Source organism: Mycoplasma buteonis (genome assembly GCF_000733865.1).
Taxonomy (GTDB): domain Bacteria; phylum Bacillota_I; class Bacilli_A; order Mycoplasmatales; family Metamycoplasmataceae; genus Mycoplasmopsis; species Mycoplasmopsis buteonis.
In genome coordinates this window covers 51,253-75,873 of sequence record NZ_JPOK01000005.1, presented here as the reverse complement: position 1 = coordinate 75,873, position 24,621 = coordinate 51,253, and the positions used below count along the sequence as shown (strand labels likewise).

The window sequence follows — 24,621 nt, the reverse complement described above, 5'->3', positions numbered from 1 at the left end:
ACCTCTATTTTTTATAAAGTAAAACTGATTCATATGGTCTAAGCATATTTATAACTTTTTTATTATCAGAATAAGAAGATAAAATTTGCTCTCCACTTACAGTATCCACTTTAATTTCTTTTTGAGTCATGTTTATATAAACGTAAATATTTTCATTTTTAAATTTACGAATAATTTCAATTGCTCCATCTTTTTGTAAATTTATTTCACTTGTTCCTTCTACTAAAACATTTCTGAATTCATTTTTTCTTAAGCTAATTAACTTTTTATAAAAATGTCAAATACTATCTAAGTCTTGCATAGCAGTTTCTACATTAATTGTTTCTTTAAAACGTCCCAGCTTAATTCAAGGTTGATGACTTTCATTAAAACCTGCATTTTGCTTATTGTCTCATTGCATGATTGTTCTACCAGCATCACGAGAATTTATATTACAATAAAGCAGCATTTCACTTTCTGAATATATTTGTTTAGTATCAACTAATTCTTTAAAACCATTTTGAATATCAACATCTTTAAACTCATTACGATTATTAAAAATATTATTTAAAAGTCCAATTTCTTCACCATAATATATGCAAGGAACTCCTTTTAATGTCATAAGTAATAAAGCATGAGTCTTTGCACTTTGCTTGTGAAAAATTGTTTCATTACCTCAACGAGAAACGCTTCGAGAAGTATCATGATTTGATAAAAAGTTTGTGAAACTTTCTCCTAAAATATTAGTATTTTCTTGAAATGGTTTTTGTTGAATGACGAAATTTTTGTAATCTCAATTTGCATCATACCCATTACGCCCAGTTTTTCTTCCTCACCCAATTCATCATCAAGAAAAATTATAATAATTATCCGCAACCTTATCTAAACCAATTCCATATTTTTGTAGTTCATCTGCGGTTATTCCGCTTGCTTCACCAAATGTATAAGCATCAGGTTTATCTTTAAAAGCTAATTCGTTAAACATTTTTAAATATTCAACTGCACCATCGCATCATGCAAAAGCTGGATTATTCTTGGTATCATCAAAAGTTTTTGCAACATGCTTGATAGCGTCTAATCTAAAACCTCTAACTCCTAATTTATATCAAAAATCTATCACTTGTGCCATTGCTATACAAGTATCTGGATGCGCTCAATTTAAATCCACTTGTTCCTTAGCGAATAAATGAAAATAATATTTATTAACACTTGGAACAAATTCTCAAGCACTACCACCAAAAATACTTTTTGCTTGGCTTTCTTGTTCATTTAATTTTTCACGTCAAATAAAATAATTATGCTCTTTATTATTAGTAGATTCACATGCTTTTTTAAATCAATCATGTTCATTTGAAACATGATTTAATACAATATCCATTACTAAATCAATACCACGCTCCTTAGCTTCCTGCGCTAATTCTTTAAAATCTTCTAATGTTCCAAATTGTTTTCATACAGACTTATAGTCAAGTACATCATAACCAGCATCAACAAAATTAGTATCATAAATTGGACAAAGTCAAATTGCATTAATTCCTAAATCTTTTAAATAATCTAATTTTTTAGTAATTCCTTTTAAATCACCATCACCATCATTATTTGCATCATAAAAAGAACGAGGAAAAATTTGATATAAAATTTTATCTTTTAGTTTAATTTGTTTCATAGTTACTTCCGATTTTTATTATTGCACTCGAATGTGCAGCAAGTATTTTTTTAGCAAGTAAATTATTATTTAATTTTGTATTTATTAAGATTTTAAAATTATTCATAAATTTAAAATCCATAACATAATTTTCAGATTCAAAATTATGTGCAACAATAATTGTTTCATTATTATTTTTAATTTGAAAAATGATAATACCCGTTGATGAATTCACTTTAATAAAGCTAAATTTATTTTTTAATTCCAATAAGTTTCTCGCTTTAAAAAAGTTAGTATTTTTTCTAAAAGCATTTAAATCTTTCACAAAATAATAAATATATTGCTTAACCATTTCATTTTCTAAATGATGTCATTTTAAACCATTTACAAAATCAGTAGTTTTATAAGAGTTAGAATGATATTGATTTAAATCCGGGTCATCAATTAGTTCGTCTAAATAATTTGAAGGGAAACCTCTATCAGAGTCCATTCCTGTTATATCCATTGGTTTAGATTGTAATAATTCTGTTCCAGCCATCATAAATTGTCGCCCAAATGTTGCCACACTAAGTAAAACACCTTGCCGGTAACGTTCTAATCTATCTTGAAAACTTAAATTAAAACTGGAAGTGTTTATTTTATCTCACAAAGTCATTCCATCATGACAGTGTGAATAAGCTAAATTCATACCTAAATTATCACTAAATAAGTCATAATCATTGTCTGAATGTTCAAAGTTTTGAAAATCAAATGTTTTTAAATTTCCAACTATTGAACTAACGTATTGTTTGAAAAAGATTTCATTATTTTCAATAATCAATCCTCTTTCTATCCCATTTTCTCCACCTTTAATAGAGTTTCTTAGTGTATCATTAAAGTAAGCAAAGTTATAATTATTTGTTGCAGATCCTTTAATTCATGATTCTTCGTATTTTAAATCACTAAATGGTCAAGCTTCACCGTGCAAAATAATATTAGGATTTAATTTACGTAATTCTATAGCGATTTCTTGTAATGTTTCCGCATGCATAAAACAAGAAAGATCAAAACGAAAACCATCAACTCCGTATTCTGTTACAAAATGCTTTAGAGAATCAATAATTAATTTCTTAACCATTAATCTTTCATCAGCTAAAGGTGGTTGGCTTACTGGAACAACTTTCGCGTTATCTCTGTAGTAATATCCGTCTAAAATATTATTAAAAATATCATTTGTCATCATATGGTTGTAAACTACATCTAAAATTATTCCAATTTTATTTTTATGAGCATGATTTACAAATTTTCGAAATTCTGATATACGAGAATATGGATCTTGTGGATTTAAAGAATAAATACCATTAATTGTAAAGTAATTGTGCGGATCGTACCCTCAGTTATAATTTGTTGTTCATTTAGTTCCTTCGCCTTTTAAATAAATCTTACTATCTAGTTCATTAACTGTGTATGTAGAATGAATGGGCAAAAGTTGTAAATGAGTTATTGATAAATCTCTTAAATGTTTAAAAATGTCCGCTTCCAATAATGATTCAAATGTTCCTAGTCTATGTTTTAATTTATTTTGGTTTTTTAAACTTGTAAAATCTCTAACGTGCAATTCATAAATATATGGATCTAAAGAATTATCTAAACTGGAATTTAAATTAATTGGTTTGCAACCAGCTTTATCAGAATTAATATTGACAAAAGCAGCTTTTCCCACTTTCTTTTCATTCCCTGATCAATTAAATGGTGCCATACTTAGAGCATACGGATCTAGAGCTAAAGTGATACTTTCATCATCATGTGTAATTTGGAACTGATAATAAAAACTGTCATAATTTTGACTGATTTTAGTAGTTCAAACAAATTTTTCACAAGTCATATCAAAAGTAGCAATTTTCTTATCTCAGTCATTTTTGTCAAAAATCAGAAGTTCTACTTTTTTGGCAATTGGTTGTCATAAGCTGACGCAAATTTCTTTTTCAATATATTGAATACCTAATTTTGCATTTAAATTTGCATATTTATGATCAAATTTTTTAAAAAAATCATCATTTTGTTTTTTAACGTTCATCGTAATATAATTATAATTTTTAATAAACTTGGAGCATTTTTTTAACAAAATATCTTGATGGTTCAATACAAATAAACAAGAATTACTATCAAATTTTTATTAGTTTTTTAATTAAAAAATAATAAAAAAATTAGGCTATAACTAACCTAATAGCGAAAACTCTTGGTGATAAAATTCAAAATAATTTGGATCAATATAAAATTTTCCAGCTATGGAAATACTTTCGTTATCATAACCAAAAAATCTAACCGCTAAAGATGGATTAGAACCATACTTTTCAATAGGTTCAAAAATAAGGTGATAAACAATATTTAACACTGCATTTTTCTTAATTAAAAAATCAATAATCGGTTTTTCAAAATCAATTTCATCATTTTCGTATATATGCTTAGTTGAAATATACACCATTCCATCTGCTATTTGATTTTCTTCATCAAAATATTTTTTCTCAAAGACACGAAATCCGTCCAGAAAAATAATATGTTTATCAATCATTCATTGTGGTAATTCATTAACATTTAAAATTTCACTACCTGTTTCATGATTTGATTTAAATAAAAAAGAAAGCGGTTTAATTAAATTATGAAAATTTTCAGCAACAAAATGTCCTCTTTTTGAAATTGAATACACGGCACCTAGTGAAGTAAGTTTTTGATATGCAGCAACTACAATATTACGTGAACAATCAAATTTGTGCATTAATTGGTGTTCACTAGGCATTATTTTATTTGTTGGAACTTTACCAGATTTAATTAAATCCATTAAGTATTCCGTAATTTGACAAGTTTTGTTTTTGTACTTATTTTTTTCCATGTAATTATTATAATGTTTTTTGACTAATCAATCTAGATTTTTTAATCAGAAGTAAAGAAAAATCAGCAAAATTGCTGATTAAATTAAATTTCGTGTGAACCACCACTGTTGGACGTGATGAACCTGTTCCTACTTCACGATCTAAAACTGATTTATCATATGTGTATGAAAAATAAGGAATAGTAGGAAAACTAAATTGAGTTTGTTCTGCATAACCACGTAAAAAGTTATAAACTGTGTCATTCATAATTCCTACTTGAATTGCAAAATCAATTGAATTCATCAAGTATGTTACCAATATTTTAGTACCATTTGCAGCTTCTGAACCTTTTGTTTCATAAAATTTAGTATTAGTGAATGAATCATTATTTAAAACAAATAAATCTTTTAGAATTAAAGCTCTTAAATCCTTAAACTTATTGTACTGTAATAATCCTTCTTCGGTTTGGTAAGCAATAGGAAGTTCTGGAGCTAGTGAACTAACAAATAATTTCTCTGGTGTACTTCCATCTGATAACTTAGATTTATATAATCAAACTAATTCTTCACCGGCAGATAATTGATCTTCTAAGCTACGAACATTAATGCTTAAAGTAAATGCTCTTTGAGGTAAAGCCTCTTTTACTTTTCCTGAAATAGCAAATAATTCATTTTCAATGTCTGTTTTTTTATTATTTGCTTCAACATATTTATCAAAAACAGCTTTAATTTCTGCTTCTGTTGGTTGCGAACTTAACTGTAAATTAGCACCTTCGTCAAGTAATTTTTTGTACTCAGCGTAGTAACCTAGTTTGTATTCTGCTTTTTTACTGTTTGTAAGCATTAAATTTTTCATTGTTTTAACAACGCTCGGAACTACATCAACTAATGCTTGAGCTGTAAAAGCTTTCATTTCAACAATGTTAGCTTCCATTTCTTCAATTGAGTTGCTAAATAAAACTTTATATGAATAAACATTTTTGCCGTTTTTAACAGTTTTAGTTCTAACGATTGTGTTGTAATCTTCTTTAAATTTATTAGCTTTCTTTTGTTGCTCTTGGTCTAATTTGCTAACAACCGAATCTGATAAACGAGCATAAAGAGCAACTAAAGCATTTCTTGTTTGAATTAAATCTAAATACTTATTAAATTTAGCTTCTAATTTTTTGTAATCATTTTTTAAAGCTAAAACGGTAAGTAATGTAGAAGCAGCTTCAACTGAAGTATCGGTTGGCTTGATTGTAATTGTTGTTAATAATTTATAAGCACGTTCTTTTAACGGATTAGAAAATCATCAAGTTTTAACATAAAGAGATTGAATATATTTAATTTCTTTTTTAATTGATTGTAAAATATTCGTTTTATTATAAGCGTTTTGGATTTTTAATAATTTTTCATGAAAATCTCTAATTAAAGCTTCTTTTTGAGATTGTGTTGAAGCATTTTGAAACTTAGCATTAAATAATCCTCTAGCTGTTTTAATTGTTTCAACTTCATCAAAAAATTCAATTTGCATAAATTTATTTACTAAATTTTCTTGTAACTCAAATACTTCTCTAGTATCAACTGTAGAATCAGTGTTTGCTGTTCCAGTATTTTGATCATTCGGATTATCTGTTGTACCTGCAGGATTTGTCTCATCATTGCTTACATTATCTACTGGTTGTTCAGGATTATTTTGAACTGGTTCTGAAGGAGTAGTGGTTTCAGGTTGTTTTGTATCTCCGTTTTGTGTATTTGAATCATTTGTATTTTGTACATCAACATTTTGTGTTGTATCGTTTTGTTTGTCATTATTTTGTACTGTTTTATCTGTATTACCACAAGCAGCAGATAAAATAACAAGTGGTGTAGAAAGTGCAGCAAGTGAACTAAATAATAATGAATGGATTTTATTTTTAAATTTCATTAATTCTCCTTTTATGTTTTGTTAATTATATCAAAAAAGTTTTTACAAAAAGTAACTAAAAACTTGCACCAATTGAATGCAAGTTTTATGTTTATTTAGTTTCAAATAGTTTATTATAATCATCAGCAAAGTTTTCAAGTGAAGTGTTTTCAAGTTCTTTAAATTTGTAACCAGAATGAACTAAAAACATAAAAAGATAAAGAAGTGTTTTTTGATCAGATGCGAATTTGAAAAAAGCATTTTCAATACCTTTTCTTTTATTTTTTTGTTCTGGAGAGTATAAAGTATATTTATCTCTAAATAAATCTGTTTTTTCAGTTTCGTCTGTTTTTTCTGTAAAAATTAAATATTTAATATGTCTTTCTTCTGATAAATTTGGATTATTTTTTTCCAATTCTTCTAATGCTTTAAGTATTTTTATAGAAAAGATAAAAATACTTAAGTGCATAGAAAACGCAATAAACAATAGTAAATCCATCACAAAAATAAGAAAAACATTAAAAACTAACATAACACGTGTATTTGCATTAGTTTTGTCAAATGTAATAAAATCGCCAAAAATTGTTTTAGTGAGAAACAAACTGATGAAAACACTTGCAACTGATATTAATAATAAAAATGCACTTGTAATTAAATACATTTGTTTAACTTTTTTACTATATTCAATTAAATTTACATAAATATTTTTATCAACTTTAATATTTTTTAAATTTTCAAAACGGTTATTTTTATATAGTCTTTTTAACTGTAAAAAGACAAAAAGATTTAATTTTTTATTCATATTTATCCTAAATTATCTTCTTTTATTGAATTTGGTTTTTTTCTTATGTATCATCCTCTGGTTTTACTATGAACCTTTTCTAAATTATATAAATCTAATCAAGATTTTGGTTTATTTAGCATTTCAGAAATAGAAAGAATTTCATTTGTAAGTAAATTTTGAAAGTGTAAGTTTCTTCCACCAATTCCACCTTCATCATATTTTTTATTTAACTTTGTTTCGTTAACAACAACTCATTCGTTTTTTCTTTGTGAATTAATATACAAATATATTTCTTGAATTTTTTCAGAAATTAATATAGAATTATTTCTTATCTCAGATAAATGATTACGAATTTCATTTACTTTATAAGAATCGATACCAACACTAATCAAAGCAGACGCTAGACCTAAAACTTCAGTAGCACCTGGTTCAAAAACATTTGAAGCACCTGAAGAAGCATAAGAAATCGATTTTGAAATTATTTTTGTTGCTTTAATAGATTTGCTTAATAAAGGAGCCGGCCCTATTAATGCAGGAATTATATCTAGTGTGTCATCAGTTTTTATATTTTTTATTAAATCTTTTACAGATCCTACTATATTGCTATAATCAGAAATCAAAGAAGACAAAAAAGATGCAGCAATTGAAAAACCCGACGCTACTGCTGCGGTACCCAAGCCGATTGCACTACCAACACCAAAAGAAAATAATCCAAAAATAAATCCTATTGTAGACGCAACGGAAAAAGCTAAAGCTGAACTAATTAATATTAATCTATTCTTTTCTAAACGTTCTAATTCATCATTAGCATATTTAACTTTAGTTTCTAAAAATGTTTTGACTCTTGTAAGTTCCTGAATTTTAACAAGAATTTTTTTAGAATTTATTCCGCCATCATCATTTATTTCAAAATTATCTTTTAAAGAAGTTTTGATTGTCTTTATTTCTGTTTGTGTTAACTTATATTTTGATTTTTTTGAGTAACCTTCAAGTTTTCTTTATGCTGAACTACAACATTTTTTATTTCTTTTGCAGCTCTTTCCAAAAAGTCATTTTTATTTTTTTCTAATTTTGTTAAAAAATTATTTTTTTCATCCTCACTGAAATTAGAATTTTTAATTTGTTCCTTAGCTAAATTAAATAAGTTTTCTTTATCATTTTCATTAATATTTTTTATTACTTTTGAAGTTGACATTTTATTATCTAAAATGTTTTTACTTATTTTTTCAAGAGTTTTATTTTTGCTTTGATAAATATTTTGTTGAAATTTTTTAATAAAATCATCTGCTTTCACCTGATTTTCTGTCTTTACAGTTGTATTTACAGTTTGAACTGTGTTAGGCATAACTGAATTTGTAATTTCAGCAGGTGCACTTAATATATTAAAAGTATCGAGAACTTTTATTTTCATTAATTAACCTCGCTATTTTTCATATAAAATAATCATAATACTTATTAAATATAAAATTCAAAAATTTACATAAATGTGAAATATTTCCACAAAAGTAACTAAAACTTTTACTAATTAAATGGAGTATTTATGTTTATTTAATTTTTAAAGATTCTATTATAGTCATCAGCAAAATTTTCAAGTGAAGTGTTTTCAAGTTCTTTAAATTTGTAACCAGAATGAACTAAAAACATAAAAAGATAAAGAAATGTTTTTCGATCAGATGTTAATTGAAAAAAAGCATTATCAATACTTTTTCCTTTATTTTTTAGTTTTGAAGGATATAAAGTATATTTTTCTCTAAATAAATCTGTTTTTTCAGCTACACTTGTATTTTCTGTAAAAATTAAATGTTTAATATGGTTTTCTTCTGATAAATTTGGATTGTTTTTTTCTAATTGTTCTAACTCTTTAATTATTTTTATGGAAAAGATAAAGTTATTTAAGTGGATAAAAAAGCTATTAACAACACTATGTCAAACACAAAAATTGAAATAAAATTAAAAATTAACATAACTTGAATATCTGATTTTTCTTGAAAAAAACTAAATTCAGGAAAAATAGATTTAGTAAAAAACACACTAATAAAACAAATTACAAATGTCATGAATAATAAAAATGCGCTTGTAATTAAATAAAATTGTTTAGATTTGATACTATATTCAATTAAATTTGCATAAATATTTTTATCAACTTTAATATTTTTTAAATTTTCAAAACGGTTATTTTTATATATTCTTTTTAACTGTAAAAAGACAAAAAGATTTAGTTTTTTGTTCATATTTATCCTCAACTAAATTTTAATAAAAAATGTTTAATTAATTAAAATGATAATACTTCTTAATAAAAACATTTTAAATTTTGTATAAGTATGAAAGATTTTTACAAAAAAAGTAATCTAATAGATTACTTTAATGTTATAGTGCTAGAAACTCTTTGGGTTGTGTTATGCTCCTCTACTTTACTTTGCGTATTTGAATAAACAACCTTGAAAGTATTTAACAACTTAACAAATTGTTCATCATTTTTTATTTCTAAACCTAAAAGTTGCTTCAAACTATCTAATTGAATATCAAAGTTATTTAAATTAATAAATTCAATTAACTTAGCAGATACTTCTTTTAATAAGTTTGTTTTATCATTTAAAGACAATGTTTTTAGGTAATAAAAAACAGCAGAAATATTTCTAGGTATTGCAATTTGCTTATAATTTTCTAATAAGTCATATTCTTGCTTGCTAATTTTAAAAATAATTGATAAATTTAAAGCGGAATCTTTAGTAAGATCTTGATTAAAAGCAAAAAGTTCATTTCCGTTAAGCACTTTTAGTAAATTATTAGGTATTACTTTATTATTTAAAGTTTTTACTAAATTAAAATTTACATTTAATTGATTATTTTCTTGTGAAATATTAAAATCTTGCGCTGACAGAGACTGTAAATTAACAAAATTATAAATTTTATCACCTGTAATTAAATTACCGTAAACAGTAAGTGGTGAAAAACCAATACTTTCCATTTTACTAAGGCTTAAATTAAACTGTAAAAGATAAACTTTTTCTAAATCATCTTTGAGAAAAGTATTTTTTAACTTATTATCTCAATCATCACTTGCTCCAAAAGATTGATCTAAAATATAAGTTCTAAAATCTAGCTTTGAAATTAAAGAATTATTTTGGTTGTCAGTATTTTGGTTTTTAAAAGTATTATTACTTAAAATTAAATGTCCTAAATTTAAATTAGTTTCTAAAGTAGGTATAAATTCATGATTTAATCCTTGAGTATCAGAAATTGATTTTAAAAGTTTATTTTCGAGTAAATTTCGTTTTAATAATTCAACATTCTGAGTATTATTACTTTTTTCAGCTTCTGGTAATTTTACTCTTTCAATATCCTGAATTTCTTTATCTAATAAATTGTTAGCATCTGTTAAATTTAAAAATGATTCAAAATCATCGTATGATTCAAAATAATTTAAAGTTGGTAAAATGTTTGAATCTGAGAATTTTTGTTCATAGAATTGACTTAAATTTAAATTTAATTCCTGAATTTTATTAAAGATTAGCTTATTAGTTTCTTGAGTTGGATTTAAAAAGAAGTTTTCAAATGTTTTCGCAACAGAATTAAACTTTTGTGAATATTCTTCGAAAATATTAGGCTTATTTTGTTCAGTGTATTCCTTTAAAGCAGATACGGAAACATCAAAAAAATCTAAAACAGGAAATAATGAACTTATAATTCCAAATTTTTGTATAGCTTTTTGAAATTCTTGTCCTAGTTTTTCAGAATAAGGTAATAAATAACCTAAATAGTTTTGGTAAACCTTAGCAAATTGGTTAAGTAATGCTTCATAATATGTTTTAATTTCTTCTAAGTTTGAAAAATTATTTTTTTGAGCTAAACTATCAATGTTTTTTAGAAATTCAACATAATTATTATCGTAAAAATATAAAAGCTCAATAGGATTTTGAGATTTTATATCGTTAGCCTGATTATTTTCTTTTTTCACAAATTCTTTTGCAGAATTTAAAACATTTGTACCTAAAAAACTTAGTAATTCATTAATGCTTGTAGCTAAATTATTAATAATAACATTATATAAATTCGAGTATTCTCCAGTATAACCTAAATTAACACTATTTAGTACTAATTCATCCGAAAAAGAAATTTCACCTTTACTATTTTGTTCAATATATTTTAAACTTTCACTAGATTTTTCTAATGCTAAATAAATTTTATTTTGACTATAAGTAGTACTTGTTAAATTTTTCAATTCATTTTGAGTATTGTCAATTTTTTGAATTTGTTTTTCAAAATCTTGATGAAATTTATTGTTATTTTCAAAATGAGAAGTTAAAATTGAAAAATTCTTAAAATTAGATTTTGTAGTTAAAAAACTAATTGTTTTATTATATCAATTTGCTGCTTTTAGTATTAAATCAAGCATTTCTTTTTTGGTATAAAAATCCTGTGGTTTTGTAACTGACTTTATTTTAGAATTTACTCCATTAACCATTTCAGTAGCTTGCGAAACTAAAATATTTAAAAAAGGATATTCCTGAATACTTTCTGTAAGCATATTTGCATTATTGCTAATTAAATTTGATAAAAAATTTAATGTTTGAATTTGAAAAATATAATTTTTATCACTAACATTTTGCAATAAGTTTTTAGCACTTAATAAAAATAATTTTTGGATTTCTAATTTATTTTGTTCAAAATTATAATCTTCAGACTTTAAATCATTTTGAACTTTACTTAGCAAGGTTGCTAATTCACTGTTTGAATTATCAGGAACTTCAAAAGCATTAATATAAACAGTAATAGCTCTTTTATCTAAAGAATTACCTTCATTTTGCATAAAACTAAAAGCCACATCTAATGTTTGCATAACTATATTTAAATATAAGATGTTATAAATTTGCTCAGCTCATTTTAAATTTAATTGATTATCATCTTTTATCGAAATTCTTTTTTCAAAATCATTAGCTAACGTTGAAACTTCTGACTTTAAATTATTCAAACTTTCATCAACTGTAAATTCTTTAAATTTATTAACAAATTCTGTTGCAGTTGTCAAGTTCCCTTTCCCAAAAGTGATTTGAGGGTAATTTGGTTCTTTAATTTTTTCATTATTTTCACAGCTTGCAGATAACACAGCAACTGGCAATGTACCGGCAGTTGAAAGCAATAAAGTTAATTTATTTTTTAATTTATTATTCATAATTTTAATTATATATTTATAAGAAAATAAAACAGTGCATTTAATTAATAAATTTTAATTAAATAAAAAGATTTAATTTTTTTAGATGCATGGATTTTAATATAATTAATTTTATATATAAGATATATAAAGAAAGGAAAAAATGGGAGAAAAACAAGAATTTAAAAGCTTTGGTTTAACTAGTGCAGAAGCTCAAAGAAGATTAGCAAAATATGGACCTAATCAATTAAAAGCTAATAAAAAAAGAAGTTTAGCTAAAATTTATTTTAGTCAATTTAAAGATTTTATGATTATCCTTCTTTTAATTGCTGCATTCATTTCTTTCTGTGTTGCTATTTATCAAACATTAAACACAGGAGTAAAATCATCGCTCGAAACAGCCGTAAGTTTTGTAGAACCAATTATTATTTTAACTGTTGTCGCCTTAAACTCAGCCCTTGGTGCTTATCAAGAGGTTAAAAGTGATGAGGCTGTCAAAGCTTTAGAAAAAACAAATGAATTAAATGCTAAAGTGATTAGAGATGGTAAATTAATTTTAATTCCATCGCATGAAGTTGTAATTGGAGATTTATTGGTTGTAGAAGCCGGAGACGCAATTTCATCTGATGCAAGATTAATAGAATCATATTCTTTAAAAGTTGTAGAATCAGCCTTAACTGGAGAATCGACACCTGTTGATAAAGAAGTTAAAATTTTAAAAAATGAAGATATTATTCCTCTTGCTGAAAAAATTAATCAAATTTTTTCAGGAACATATGTAGTAAACGGAAAAGCAGTTGCTGAAGTTGTCAGCACAGGTTCAAATACTGAAATTGGTAAAATTAATTCACTAATTCAGGAACAACAAGTAAGTTTAACACCACTACAAGTTAAATTAAATAAATTAAGTAAGTTATTTGGTATTTTAGGAATTGTTTTACTTGTTGTATCATTAGTATTACAAATTTTATTAACAAACTTATTCTATGAAGAAAATTGAAAAGAGCCACAAGTATATTCTGATGCTTTAATAATAGCTATTTCATTAGCAGTGGCTGCTATACCGGAAGGGTTAATTACTTTCACAACCGTATTGCTTGCAATTGGTGTTTCTAGAATGACTAAAGAAAATGTTATTGTAAAATCTTTCCCTGCAATCGAAACATTTGGTTCTACTAATGTTATTTGTTCTGATAAAACAGGAACACTTACACAAAATAAAATGACAGTCGTGAAATTTTATGATGCACTACAAAAAGAAGGAGAATTATCTACTTCTAAAGCATTAAGTGCTTTTGTTGCTTGCTGTGATGCTAGTGTTCATTTAAATGAAAACGGTGAATATGAAGAAGTTGGAGATCCAACTGAAACAGGTATTTTGCGTTTTGGTATTAAAAATAATAATAGTTTCGAAAAATTTTATGAAACTAACAAAAAAATCTTTTCACTACCATTTGATAGTGATAGAAAAATGATGTCAGTTTTAGTCGATAATGGAGCAGGTAAAAAATTCATGATTACTAAAGGCGCTCCAGATGTTATTTTAAATCGTTCAAAAAACGTCACACAAGAAGATGTAGATCGTGTAAATAGATGATCAGAAAAAGCTTTAAGAGTTATTGCTGTTGCATTTAAGAACTTACCTGATTATAAAAACGATATAGATTTACATGATGAAAAAGATTTAACATTTATCGGATTAGTAGGGATGATAGATCCTCCTCGTCCAGAAGTAAAAGCAAGTATTTTAGAAGCTAAAAAAGCAGGAATTAAAACTGTAATGATTACAGGAGATCATTTAACTACTGCAAAAGCTATAGGATACGAATTAGGTATCTATCAGCAAGGTGATTTAGTTGTTTCAGGCGAAGAACTAGCGCAAATGACAGATGAAGAATTAGCTGATAAAGTTGAAGTTATTTCAATTTATGCACGTGTAAATCCAATTGATAAGCTTAGAATTGTAAAAGCTTGACAATCACATTCTAAAGTTGTAGCTATGACTGGAGATGGTGTAAATGATGCTCCTGCTCTAAAAGCTGCTGATTTAGGATGCGCAATGGGTATTACTGGAACCGATGTTTCTAAACAAGCTGCTGATGTTATTTTAACTGATGACAACTTCAGCACTATTGTTAAAGGTATTAAAGACGGTAGAGAAACATTCGATAGAATTAAAACTGTAATTCTAAACCTTTTAGTTTCTTCCCTAACAGAAATTATTGTCATGTTAGTCGGACTCTTTGCTTTTAGATTCATTTTTAATACAGCTATTAGTAAAGAAGAATTCTTTATTTTATCTGCTGCTCAGTTATTATGAATTAACTTATTAACTCACGGATTACCAGCAATTGCACTAGGAATGACACCACTTGATGACAACGTTATGACACGTATGCCTTTTAGTAAAAATGAAAGCATTTTTTCACGTGGTATGGGATGAAAATTAGTTATTCAAAGTTTAATTTTATCTTTTGCTGCCCTATTATCTTATTTAATTGTTGGATTTATTGCTAAAGCACAAGGTGTAACTGGTTCAGAATTTGTGCACTTAACTGCATTTGCATGTTTCACAACTTTAGGGATAGGAGCAAGTATTAATTCATTAAACTTAATGAGCAAAAATAATATTTTTAAATGTAATCCACTTAAATACAAATGAGTTTATTTAGCTACTTTATCATCATTATTTTTAGTTTTACTAGTAGCTTTTGTCCCAGGATTAAATTCAATGTTTAAAATGATTAATTTATCAAGCTTAAAGCCAGAGAATTTTAATCATGGATATTGAATCGTACCTATTCTATTCGGATTTATTCTTTTAGGATACGAAGAAATTCATAAAGCATGAATTAACTATAATTTAAAAGAATTCTTTAGATATAAAAAATAAAGGTGTTTGTTCAAAACACTTTTATTTTGCTTTAAAATAATTTTAGGAGCAATAAATGGATAAAGTAATTACAAATAAAATTTTTATGAGTTTTGATATGTTGGATATTATTGATAATTCTGCTGAAAAAAATTTATGAAAACAGTCTACTTTTAACTTAAACATGAAAGAACTAAGTAAAATCTTCAAAGAATCTGGTATTTTTAAAATTCAAAAAAATGAAGATAATAAATTAAAATTTGAATATTTTAAACTTAATAAAATGTTTAATTCTTTCTTATCAACAGAAAATGATGAAAACAAAATTTTAATTACAATAGTTAAAGATAATTTAAAAAAATTTAAAAATATAAAAATTCAAAATGTAAACACTGAAGATAATAAACTTAAAAAGGAATGCATTTTTTCTGTTAATGGCATAAAATTTCACTTTTTTAAATCAGGCATCATTTTTATTGAACTAAAAATAATTGTTTTTCAAAATGAAATTTTAGAAAATACATCATGAATTAATACTATTTTTGGTGATAAAAGTACAAAATTGCATAAAAATGACAATTTAGCTTTTGAAATGGATAATAAAAAATATAATTCTACACGATTTTTTTATGATTTATTAGGAAAAGATATTGAACAAATTTGTTTAAAAATTGCAACCTCTCTTTACGGAAGTAAATTAAGTCAGTTAATATTAAAAGATAGTTTTTATCAATTACTTAGAGAAAATAGTTATGTTTTTAATGCTTATTATACTGACGAAAAGGAAGCAAATAAAATTGCTAATTCATTCTTAGAAATGAATTATTTAGAATACTCTCCTTTAAATTTAGTGGATAATTCATGAGTTTATAGTCAAAGAGATTTTAATGCATATTTTAAAAATAATAATTCTATATTTAAAATAGAAAATCACAAATTATTTGATTTAAAAAAAGACAATGAAAAAATGAATAAGAATGAAAAGAAAGAAAAAGAAGAAAAGAATAAAAAAGTAGTGAATTATTTAACAAATAAAGTAAATTATTGTTATTACTTTATATACTTAATGACTTTACATTATAAAATTTTTCTTACTAAAATTATTGATCATTTGGTAACAACATTTGATAGTAAAGATCCGATGAAAAACGTTCAAATTAAACAACTTGAAGATAATATAGAATTAATTAATTTTTACAAAAAATTAATGTTTCAATATAAAATATTTTTACCATCAAATAAAAGTAGTGATTTAAATGAATATTTTTTAGAACTAAAAAAATCAATGCAAATCGAAGAAAATGAAGCTATATTAGAATGACATTTAGAAAGCTATAATAATATTTATAAAGACATTAAACAAATGAAAAAAGAAAATCGTTCTTTGCTATACGGAATGTGAGCTGCTATTTTTGGTATTTTGTTATCTGCCGCATCTTTACTGCAAGGAATTTCGGTTTTATTTGACTTACAAAATAACTTTTTATTAATTACAGTTATTCTGATCATTTTAATCTTACTTATTCCTGGAGTAATAGCTTGATTCTTATATAAAATTCAGTTAAATCAAATTGCAATAAAACAAAAAACTTGAAAAATAAACGAATAAAAAACCAGCCATTAGGCTGATTTTTTAATACTTTTATTATTTAGTAGCTGTAAGAGCATCAAATTCTGCTTTGTGTTGTTCTGCTTTTTCAGATTTTGTTTCTTCTAATAAAGCTTGAACCATTAAAAATTGTTTTGCTAAAATTTGACTTGTTTCTTCATTTGAGTTGGCAGGGAATAAATTTAAAGCTTTAATTTTTTCAACTAATTCTTCTGAATTTAAATCTTTATATTTTTCAAATAAAAATCCTGTTGCTAAACGATCTAGAACTTCTTTTTCTGCTTGTTTAACAAATTGTGAATGTAATTCTTCTTCTGTTAATTTTACAAGACCTAAGTATTCAGATTTTTTAATTTTGAAAGTTTTTAATTGATTTGCTAATTCTTTTTCTAATTTATCTACTTCTTCACTAAAGAATGATTCATGAAGTGGTGCGCTAACTGTTGCGGCAACTTCAGCGATAACTGAATTTAAATAATCAGTTTCTATTTTAAAGAAGTGATCAGTAGCTTGTTTTTTGAAGAAAAATGCTTTGAAATCAGCTACTGTTTTAACATTATCAATAAAGAATTGTTCTACTAATTCATCTTTAAGTTCCATTGATTCAGCTCTTTTGATTGAATTAATTGTTACTTCAAAAACAGCTTCTTTTCCTTGATATTCTTTTGAGAAGTAATCAGCAGGGAAAGTTACGTTGATTGAACCTTTTCATCCTTTTTCTTTTCCTTCTAATTGTGATTCAAATCCTGGGATAAAGCTATTTGAACCAAGAGTTAAGTCATAACCTGCAGCTTCGCCACCTTCAAATGGTTCGTTATTAATAAATCCTTTAAAATCAATATTAACCACATCACCATTTTGTGTTGGCCCTTCAACTTGAGTTGGAACAGATAAGCTTTTTAATCATTGTTCTAACTTAGCTTCTAATTCAGCATCTGTCGCTTTAAGTTCTCCCATTTTTGATTTTGCATTAGCGATTTCAAAATTAAATTTTGGAAGTAAAGCAAAGTGATATTTTAAAGTAAATGAACCATCTTCTTTAGTATCTAAAGATGGAAAGAATTGTGAGCTTGCTTCTAATTTATTTTCTGAAATATATGTAAGTACTGAAAAATATTTTTGATTGAATAAATCATTTAAAGCTTTATTGTTAACTTCTTCAAAATTTACTCTTGCAAGGGCTTTTTCTTTAGGTGCTTTACCTGGACGGTAACCTGGTACTTTAACAGTTTTTAAAGCAGAATCAACGTACTTTTGAACTGTAGTTTCCATTTCTTCTTTTGAAGCATCTACCAAAACAACTAATTCGTTTTTTGCTTCGTTTAATTCGTGTTTCATTATTATTTCTCCTAAATGTCTAAATATATTTTTATAAATTATTTATATTTTACATTATTTTTATCTTTTTAAGAAAAATCCATTTACTTCAAAAAATCTAAAATTTTAAAAGGATTTTTGTGTTTAAATAAAACTTGAATAATGTTTTTAAATAAAGGGACATCGATATCCTTTTTACGAATAATTTTTTCTAATGTTTTAGCTGTCTGATAACCCTCTACCGTTGTTGCATTACGTTCTACAGCGACATCAATTCCAAATTCAGCAACATCTTTTCCAAAAGTATAATTCCGACTTTGAAAACTAGAGCAGGTTAAAACAGTATCACCAACACCAGCAAAATCCAACGCTACTGGTGAATTACTTTCACCAGGGCATAATCGTTGATAAACTTTAACAATCTCTCTTAGTCCCATTGATAATAAAGCTGCATGTGTATTTCTAGAATCGTCTTGATAAGAAACAATTCCCATACCAATTGCTAAAACATTTTTAAGAGCAGCAAAAATTTCTGTCCCTTTAGTATTAAAATTAGGAACAATTTTAAATTTATTATTGTTAAAATGTCCACATAACATTTCAATATAATCAGCATTATCACCAGTTACATTTATCATAGTAAGTTTATTATTGAAAACTTCACTAGCAAATGATGGACCAATAAACGTAGCTAAATTTTTTAAATTTTTCTTAAACTTTTTCTTAATAAATTCTGAAAAAAATAGCTCGCTGCTAGGTTCAATACCTTTTGAAAGGTTAACTAAATCTATTTTTTTATATTTTAAAATATCTTGCATATCTTTTAATACTGAACGAACAATATGCGAAGGAACACCAAGAACAATAACATTAGCAAATTTTAAAACTTCTTCAAGAGAGTTTGTCGCCTTAATATTTTCTGGATTCACAAACATTCTACTATTAAAATACTTTTTATTATAACCACTATTAATATCATCAATTTCATTTTTATCAATTCCGTAAAGCATTGACTCATATCCATTTTCACTAAGAACATTCGCAAGAGCTGAAGATCAAGCTCCTGTGCCAATAAAACCAAATTTTTTTGCTTTTTTCATAGTGTTAAAATTATATAAAATAATCTGATTTTTTCCCTTTTTTGAAAAAAATATTGATAAATTTATCACATTAATAAAAGTGAAAATTTATTGATGAAACTATAATAAAAAATATATTTAGTCATCCTTAGAGAATGTCTTATCAAAAACAAATTTTTATAGTGAAATTTAAAAAAGTAAAAATTAAATTTATAGTAAAATAATCTTATGAAGATTAAGCATCGAGTTTATAAAAAAAATAGTTTCTCTGATCTTAAAAAGCTTGCTCTTTTAGAAAATAAAGAAATCCAAAAAGAGTGAGAATGAATTAATAAAATTACGAAGCAAGTGCATTTTCGAGGTGCTGATTTTACTATCCAAGAAAGCACTCATAAGACATTAGGGTTAGAACCTGAAACTATTTTAAGCAAACCACTTGAAGCTTTAAATGAACAATTCATTAATCTTGAAAACGCTCTTTTATTACAAAAGGGTTGTTTTATGGACACTTACTCATTTGAAAGTAATCAAATCAACTGATTGATGTCTTTAATTGACCAAAACAGTGTCAAAGAAACCAAAAATGAAAAAATTGATATGACAAACACCACTAGAATTATTGTCAACAAGCTTGATATTTAATTTAGTGATGTTTTTATTTTTAGATTTGAAAGGTAATTATGAAAAGAGTAAATATTGCGATTGACGGACCATCAGGTGCAGGTAAGTCAACAGTTGCAAACGAAATAGCTAAGCGTTTAAAATATACTTTTATTAATAGTGGTAGCATTTATCGTGCTATTACCTTTAATGTCATTAAAAGTGATATTGCTTCTAATGATAAAGTTGGTATTATCAATTCGCTTTCAGATTTAAATATAGAATTAAAGGAAAATGATGAAATATTTTTAAATGATGAAAATATTTCTAAAGATATTCGTAGGGAATATATTTCTCAAACTGTCCCAAATATTGCTAAAATTTCAGAAGTTCGTGAGTATGTCGTTGATTTTATTCATCATATGACAAAAAGAAGAAAAGGTTTTATTATTGACGGACGTGATACAACTTTTAAATTAATGCCTCACGCTGAAGTTAAAATTTTTCTTTGAGCCGATCCTGAAGAAAGAGCAAACAGAAGATACAAACAAAATTTACAAATGGGTTATGAAACTAATTATGATGAAGTGCTATACGATGTTAAAAAACGTGACGCACAAGATATGAACCGTGAAGTCGATCCTTTACATAAAACTGAAGACTCTATTTTAATTGATTGCACTCATATGACACAAGAAGAAGTAATTCAGGAAATTATTGATTTAGTAAATAAAACAATTAAAGATAAAGAGCTTGAAAAGGAGAAAAATGAGTAATACAGTAGCAATAATAGGAAAACCCAATGTAGGGAAAAGTACTTTTTTTAACAAATTAATTGGTAAAAAAGTATCTATCGTACATGATCAGCCTGGTGTAACCAGAGATAGATTGTATGAAAAGGTTCTTTGAACTGGAAAAGAAATGCGTTTCATTGATACAGGTGGTATTGAAATTGAAAATCGTCCTTTTCAAGAACAAATTCAAATTCAAGCTAAAATTGCAATTGAAGAAGCAGATGTTATCATTTTTTTATTTGATGGTCTCAGTGAAATTACAAACGATGATTTATTCATTATGAATATTTTACGTAAAAGTGATAAACCAATTATTGCAGTAGCAAATAAGCTTGAAAATAACCAACAATTTGATTATGGCTGATATCGACTTGGTGTTGATGATATTTTCCCAATTAGTGCTATGCACGGTGAAGGTATTGGTGAAGTTTTAGATAAATGTATTGAATACTTAGATTTTTCTAACCAAGAACAAGAAGAAGTTTTTAACTTAGCAATCATTGGTAAACCAAATGCCGGGAAAAGCTCTCTTCTTAATAATCTCGCTAAAGAAAATCGTTCAATTGTTTCAGAAATAGCAGGAACAACTCGTGATAGTGTAAAATCAATTATTACTTTAAATGATCAAAAATATAATGTTGTTGATACTGCAGGTATTACTAAAAAATCAAAATTAATAGAAAGCGTTGATCACTATGCTTTAATGCGGGCAATGAATTCTTTATCAGAAGCTGATTTATCTTTAATTGTAATAGACGCAACACAACCAGAATTTTCTCATTTTGACTCTAGAATTATTGGTTATGCTTTAGATCATGAAAAACCAATAATTATAGTTGTAAATAAATGAGATTTAGTCGCTAAAGAGACTAATACAATGGCGGAATTTGAGAAAAAAATGCGTAATAAATTTCATTTCGTACCTTGAGTTCCTTTTGTCTTTATTTCTGCAAAATTTAATCAAAGAATTAATAAACTTTACGAAACAATCACACTAGTACGTACTAACTTAGAAAGAGATATTAAACCATCTTTACTTTCAAACTTAGTACTTGAATCTCAGTTAATTCAACCAGCTCAGCCATATAACGGTGGAAGATTAAATATCTACTATGTTCGTCAAGAAAGAGCTAAAATACCAACATTTACATTTTTTGTTAATAATAAAAAGTTTGTCCATTTCTCTTATCAAAGATTTTTAGAGAATCAATTAAGACAAACATTTGACTTCCGTGGATGTCCAATTCAAATTAATTTCAAAAATAAAAATGGTTTAGAATAATTTTTCTGCTGACAAGTAATTTGTCAGCTTTTTTAATAAAAGATAAAACTAAAATCAGCAAACTGCAAAACTCTTAATAAATACTCAGAAAATAAATTAAACTTTACATAATATTAATTTTTTAAAATTATTTTACTGAGCTTTTTCTAATAAAATCTTTAGACTTTTAATTTTTATAACAAAATATTTTTTATATTTATATCTTCTATAAGTTTTTCTATCGGCATCACTAAATTTATAAATTCTATCAATTTGATTAAATTTGATTTCTCGTAAAATAATAGAAAGAAATTTTAATTATATTTTGTGTTTATGCCACATTATTTATATAATATTTATCCATCCACTAGTTGTCTAAAGTTCTGAAGTGGATTTTTTTATTGTAAATTTAGAAAAAAACAACACCCTAATATTATTTTGCTAATAATCAGGGTGTTGCACTGTAAATTACAATTAAGGCAAATTGATAATTTAATCAACTTTTTTATTTTTAACTTATTTTTTTGAAGGAATACTGTAATCACTAAAATTTACAAATAAATCTTCTTTTTTAAATCCTAATTCTTGGTTTTTATACAATTCATTAAATGTTTTTTCAAAACTTTTATTTTGATTTGGAGCATATTTATCTTCAAACAAAATGTTATAACTTAAATTTGAATATGCTTCATACGTTTCTTCATTAAATTGCTTTCTAAAAATTTCGCGGTAATCAAGTGTAATTCTATAACTATTTCATAATATCATTCATAGCCCATCAATGTCATTTTCAGCTAATTTAATATAAGGAATGTAAAGCGGATTTGCAACTAAACCAGATGATGCAAATCCCAACTGAGTATCTGTAAAAATTTCATAGTAAGAAAGATCGATATACAATTTCCCATTTATTGTAAATACTTTTTGATTTTTGAGATAAGGAACTTCTAAATATGAATAAATATAATATCTACTTGGATTTTGTACACCATTTTGGTTAGAATACTTGTAATTATATCTATTAGAATTATTAATATACTTATAAACAGGTTGGTTATTATCATTTAAATCATAATAACCAACAGAATTATTCAAACCATAAGTTTTATGGAAAACATTTTCCTCGATATTAATTGATGTTACTTTTCTTGCATCTTCTGCATTTTTAAAATTTATTTCTAGGATAGCGTAATCTAAATAAGGTAATATTTCTTTTTCTTTTAAATTATCTGGTAGAAATTTTTTAAAAAAGCTTAATTCAGAATTTCATTGATTTCTTCCATCTTGTATTACTTTAGCTTTTACTTGAATATCAATACTTGTATTAAATATATTTAAGTCAAAACTATTTTTATCAAAAAGATCATAAAATAAATGACCAGCTGTTAATAAAAATCATTTTGTTGGGTACTTCTCGTTGTTTGGTTTTAAAAAATTAAAAAAATTACCATTTCCTAAATATTTTTTTGCATTATTTTGGTAATAAAATCCAATATTATTAGGTTGATTATTTGCAGTCAAAGTAGTTTTAACTTCATTAGATGATGATTTTCTTTCTTTTTTAAGAAACCCACTTATAATTACCCTTTGCATTTCTTTAGGTTCAATATTATCAATATTTGTTTCACTATATATTTTAGAATCAACAAAATACAAAATTAATGTACCTATTTCATCAAAAGCTTCCGTACCTACTAATACCGTATTTGAATAAATATTATAATTAGTAAATTTAAATATATTATCCACATCTTTGACTCTTTTTATATCACTTGGATATCTAGTTGTTTTATAATTGTTATCTAAAAATATGCCATATTTAGATATGCTAGTAGACTGAGAAAATAAAGAACCATTATTGTGAAATAAATTATAAGAATGTAATTTATCAAGTTTATTAAAATACTCAAATTTTGGATTTTTTTGTTTTGCTGAAATATAAATAGAAATACCAGCAAGAATAATTCCACCAGTTATTGGAAATCCTAAAGAAAGTATTTTTTTAAATAATTTTGATTTTATTTCCAAAGTTAAACTCATTTCCTGGTGATAATCAATAATATTTGTAATTTTTGTAATCGTATTGATTATTATTTATTTGAATTACAACATATAAATCTGGATACACAAATTACCCATCTGTTACTTTTCAAACTACACCATTTTTAATTTATTACTATATTTAAAAGAAATTTATAACATATTATTTGAATTATTTTCAAGTTGAAAATTTCAATCATTTAAACCTTAAACATTAAAATTTTCATAAATTGTATTGACACTTTCAAGTCTAATAAGCTTAAAGCTGTTAAAGTTTATGTTATTCTTATATTTGTCGCTCAACTAACGCAATCGAAATACTCAATGAATATATTAAAACTATCGAGTCATATAACTTTTTAAAATCAAGATAATCAAAAATTTTACATAAATTTAATATATTGTTTTATTGCTTGTAAATAACTCCATTTTGTTTATAAATTGCAGGGTTTAAATCGTTTTAAGCTTATTTTCTTGTAACTGAAACTTTTGTATATATTCAACCAAGAGCTACTAAAAAGGTATTATCAATCTTTATAAACATCTTTTACTAAAAAACTGTTTCTCAAATTTTCAACTTATTTAATTTTCATAAATATTTTTTCTCAAAATATATGCTTAATTTTACACTTTTGTATTTTTATGATTATTATTTTTCTAAATATTTATTTATACAATAATTGTGCAAGTAATTTAAAGATAAAAAATACGAATATCACTATTTTTCAGTTATCTTCGTTTTTTTAACTTTTA

Annotated in this window: 17 protein-coding genes; 5 read left to right on the top strand and 12 right to left on the bottom strand. The window is 25.3% G+C overall.

Annotated elements, in window-relative coordinates:
• Positions 1 to 4: 4 nt before the first annotated feature.
• The 9 genes from EI91_RS01180 to EI91_RS01140 all read right to left on the bottom strand — a co-directional run bounded on the left by EI91_RS01180 (position 5) and on the right by EI91_RS01140 (position 12,317).
• Positions 5 to 1,645, bottom strand: a complete 1,641-nt coding sequence (locus EI91_RS01180; protein WP_036452125.1) for an alpha-amylase family glycosyl hydrolase — start codon at positions 1,643 to 1,645, stop codon at positions 5 to 7.
• Positions 1,632 to 3,680 carry a hypothetical protein gene (locus EI91_RS01175; RefSeq protein ID WP_036452124.1) on the bottom strand — a complete coding sequence of 683 codons (2,049 nt, stop codon included), beginning with the start codon at positions 3,678 to 3,680 and terminating at the stop codon, positions 1,632 to 1,634. The genes EI91_RS01180 and EI91_RS01175 overlap by 14 nt, the downstream gene beginning before the upstream one ends.
• Before the next feature lie 141 nt (positions 3,681 to 3,821).
• The gene (locus tag EI91_RS01170; RefSeq protein WP_036452361.1) at positions 3,822 to 4,493 is read right to left on the bottom strand and encodes a winged helix-turn-helix domain-containing protein; all 672 of its coding nucleotides are present in this window, start codon (positions 4,491 to 4,493) and stop codon (positions 3,822 to 3,824) included.
• A 7-nt stretch (positions 4,494 to 4,500) separates the two neighbouring features.
• A complete protein-coding gene (locus EI91_RS01165; RefSeq protein ID WP_036452123.1) occupies positions 4,501 to 6,381 on the bottom strand; it encodes a hypothetical protein in 1,881 nt (626 codons plus the stop codon).
• Positions 6,382 to 6,472: 91 nt separating this feature from the next.
• Entirely contained in the window at positions 6,473 to 7,162 is a 690-nt protein-coding gene (locus tag EI91_RS01160; protein WP_036452122.1) for a hypothetical protein, read from the bottom strand.
• A gap of 2 nt (positions 7,163 to 7,164) precedes the next feature.
• Positions 7,165 to 7,821, bottom strand: coding sequence for a hypothetical protein (locus EI91_RS01155; RefSeq protein WP_036452120.1), 657 nt, complete (start codon positions 7,819 to 7,821; stop codon positions 7,165 to 7,167).
• 278 nt (positions 7,822 to 8,099) lie between these two features.
• Entirely contained in the window at positions 8,100 to 8,555 is a 456-nt protein-coding gene (locus EI91_RS01150) for a hypothetical protein (RefSeq protein ID WP_036452115.1), read from the bottom strand.
• Positions 8,556 to 9,036: 481 nt separating this feature from the next.
• Entirely contained in the window at positions 9,037 to 9,375 is a 339-nt protein-coding gene (locus EI91_RS01145; RefSeq protein ID WP_036452114.1) for a hypothetical protein, read from the bottom strand.
• Between the two features lie 125 nt (positions 9,376 to 9,500).
• Entirely contained in the window at positions 9,501 to 12,317 is a 2,817-nt protein-coding gene (locus tag EI91_RS01140) for a hypothetical protein (RefSeq protein WP_036452113.1), read from the bottom strand.
• Between the two features lie 142 nt (positions 12,318 to 12,459).
• Here EI91_RS01140 and EI91_RS01135 point away from each other — a divergent pair, with 142 nt between their 5' ends.
• Both EI91_RS01135 and EI91_RS01130 read left to right on the top strand, forming a co-directional pair.
• The gene (locus tag EI91_RS01135; RefSeq protein ID WP_036452111.1) at positions 12,460 to 15,189 is read left to right on the top strand and encodes a cation-translocating P-type ATPase; all 2,730 of its coding nucleotides are present in this window, start codon (positions 12,460 to 12,462) and stop codon (positions 15,187 to 15,189) included.
• Between the two features lie 55 nt (positions 15,190 to 15,244).
• Positions 15,245 to 16,777, top strand: coding sequence for a hypothetical protein (locus EI91_RS01130; protein ID WP_036452109.1), 1,533 nt, complete (start codon positions 15,245 to 15,247; stop codon positions 16,775 to 16,777).
• A 36-nt stretch (positions 16,778 to 16,813) separates the two neighbouring features.
• Here EI91_RS01130 and tig read toward each other — a convergent pair whose 3' ends face one another.
• Both tig and EI91_RS01120 read right to left on the bottom strand, forming a co-directional pair.
• The gene (gene tig, locus EI91_RS01125) at positions 16,814 to 18,115 is read right to left on the bottom strand and encodes a trigger factor (protein WP_036452107.1); all 1,302 of its coding nucleotides are present in this window, start codon (positions 18,113 to 18,115) and stop codon (positions 16,814 to 16,816) included.
• Positions 18,116 to 18,198: 83 nt separating this feature from the next.
• Entirely contained in the window at positions 18,199 to 19,194 is a 996-nt protein-coding gene (locus EI91_RS01120; RefSeq protein WP_036452105.1) for an NAD(P)H-dependent glycerol-3-phosphate dehydrogenase, read from the bottom strand.
• 207 nt (positions 19,195 to 19,401) lie between these two features.
• Between EI91_RS01120 and EI91_RS01115 the strand changes: the two genes are divergently transcribed.
• Genes EI91_RS01115 through der form a run of 3 tightly spaced genes read left to right on the top strand, consistent with a single transcriptional unit; the run spans position 19,402 to position 21,849 of the window.
• A complete protein-coding gene (locus EI91_RS01115) occupies positions 19,402 to 19,815 on the top strand; it encodes a hypothetical protein (protein WP_036452103.1) in 414 nt (137 codons plus the stop codon).
• A gap of 38 nt (positions 19,816 to 19,853) precedes the next feature.
• On the top strand, positions 19,854 to 20,549 hold the full coding sequence (gene cmk / locus EI91_RS01110; RefSeq protein ID WP_036452101.1) for a (d)CMP kinase: 696 nt from the start codon (positions 19,854 to 19,856) through the stop codon (positions 20,547 to 20,549).
• Positions 20,542 to 21,849, top strand: a complete 1,308-nt coding sequence (der, locus tag EI91_RS01105) for a ribosome biogenesis GTPase Der (protein ID WP_036452099.1) — start codon at positions 20,542 to 20,544, stop codon at positions 21,847 to 21,849. Before cmk ends, der begins: the two co-directional genes overlap by 8 nt.
• A gap of 495 nt (positions 21,850 to 22,344) precedes the next feature.
• Here der and EI91_RS01100 read toward each other — a convergent pair whose 3' ends face one another.
• Positions 22,345 to 23,856 carry a hypothetical protein gene (locus EI91_RS01100; RefSeq protein WP_036452097.1) on the bottom strand — a complete coding sequence of 504 codons (1,512 nt, stop codon included), beginning with the start codon at positions 23,854 to 23,856 and terminating at the stop codon, positions 22,345 to 22,347.
• Between the last annotated feature and the right edge of the window lie 765 nt (positions 23,857 to 24,621).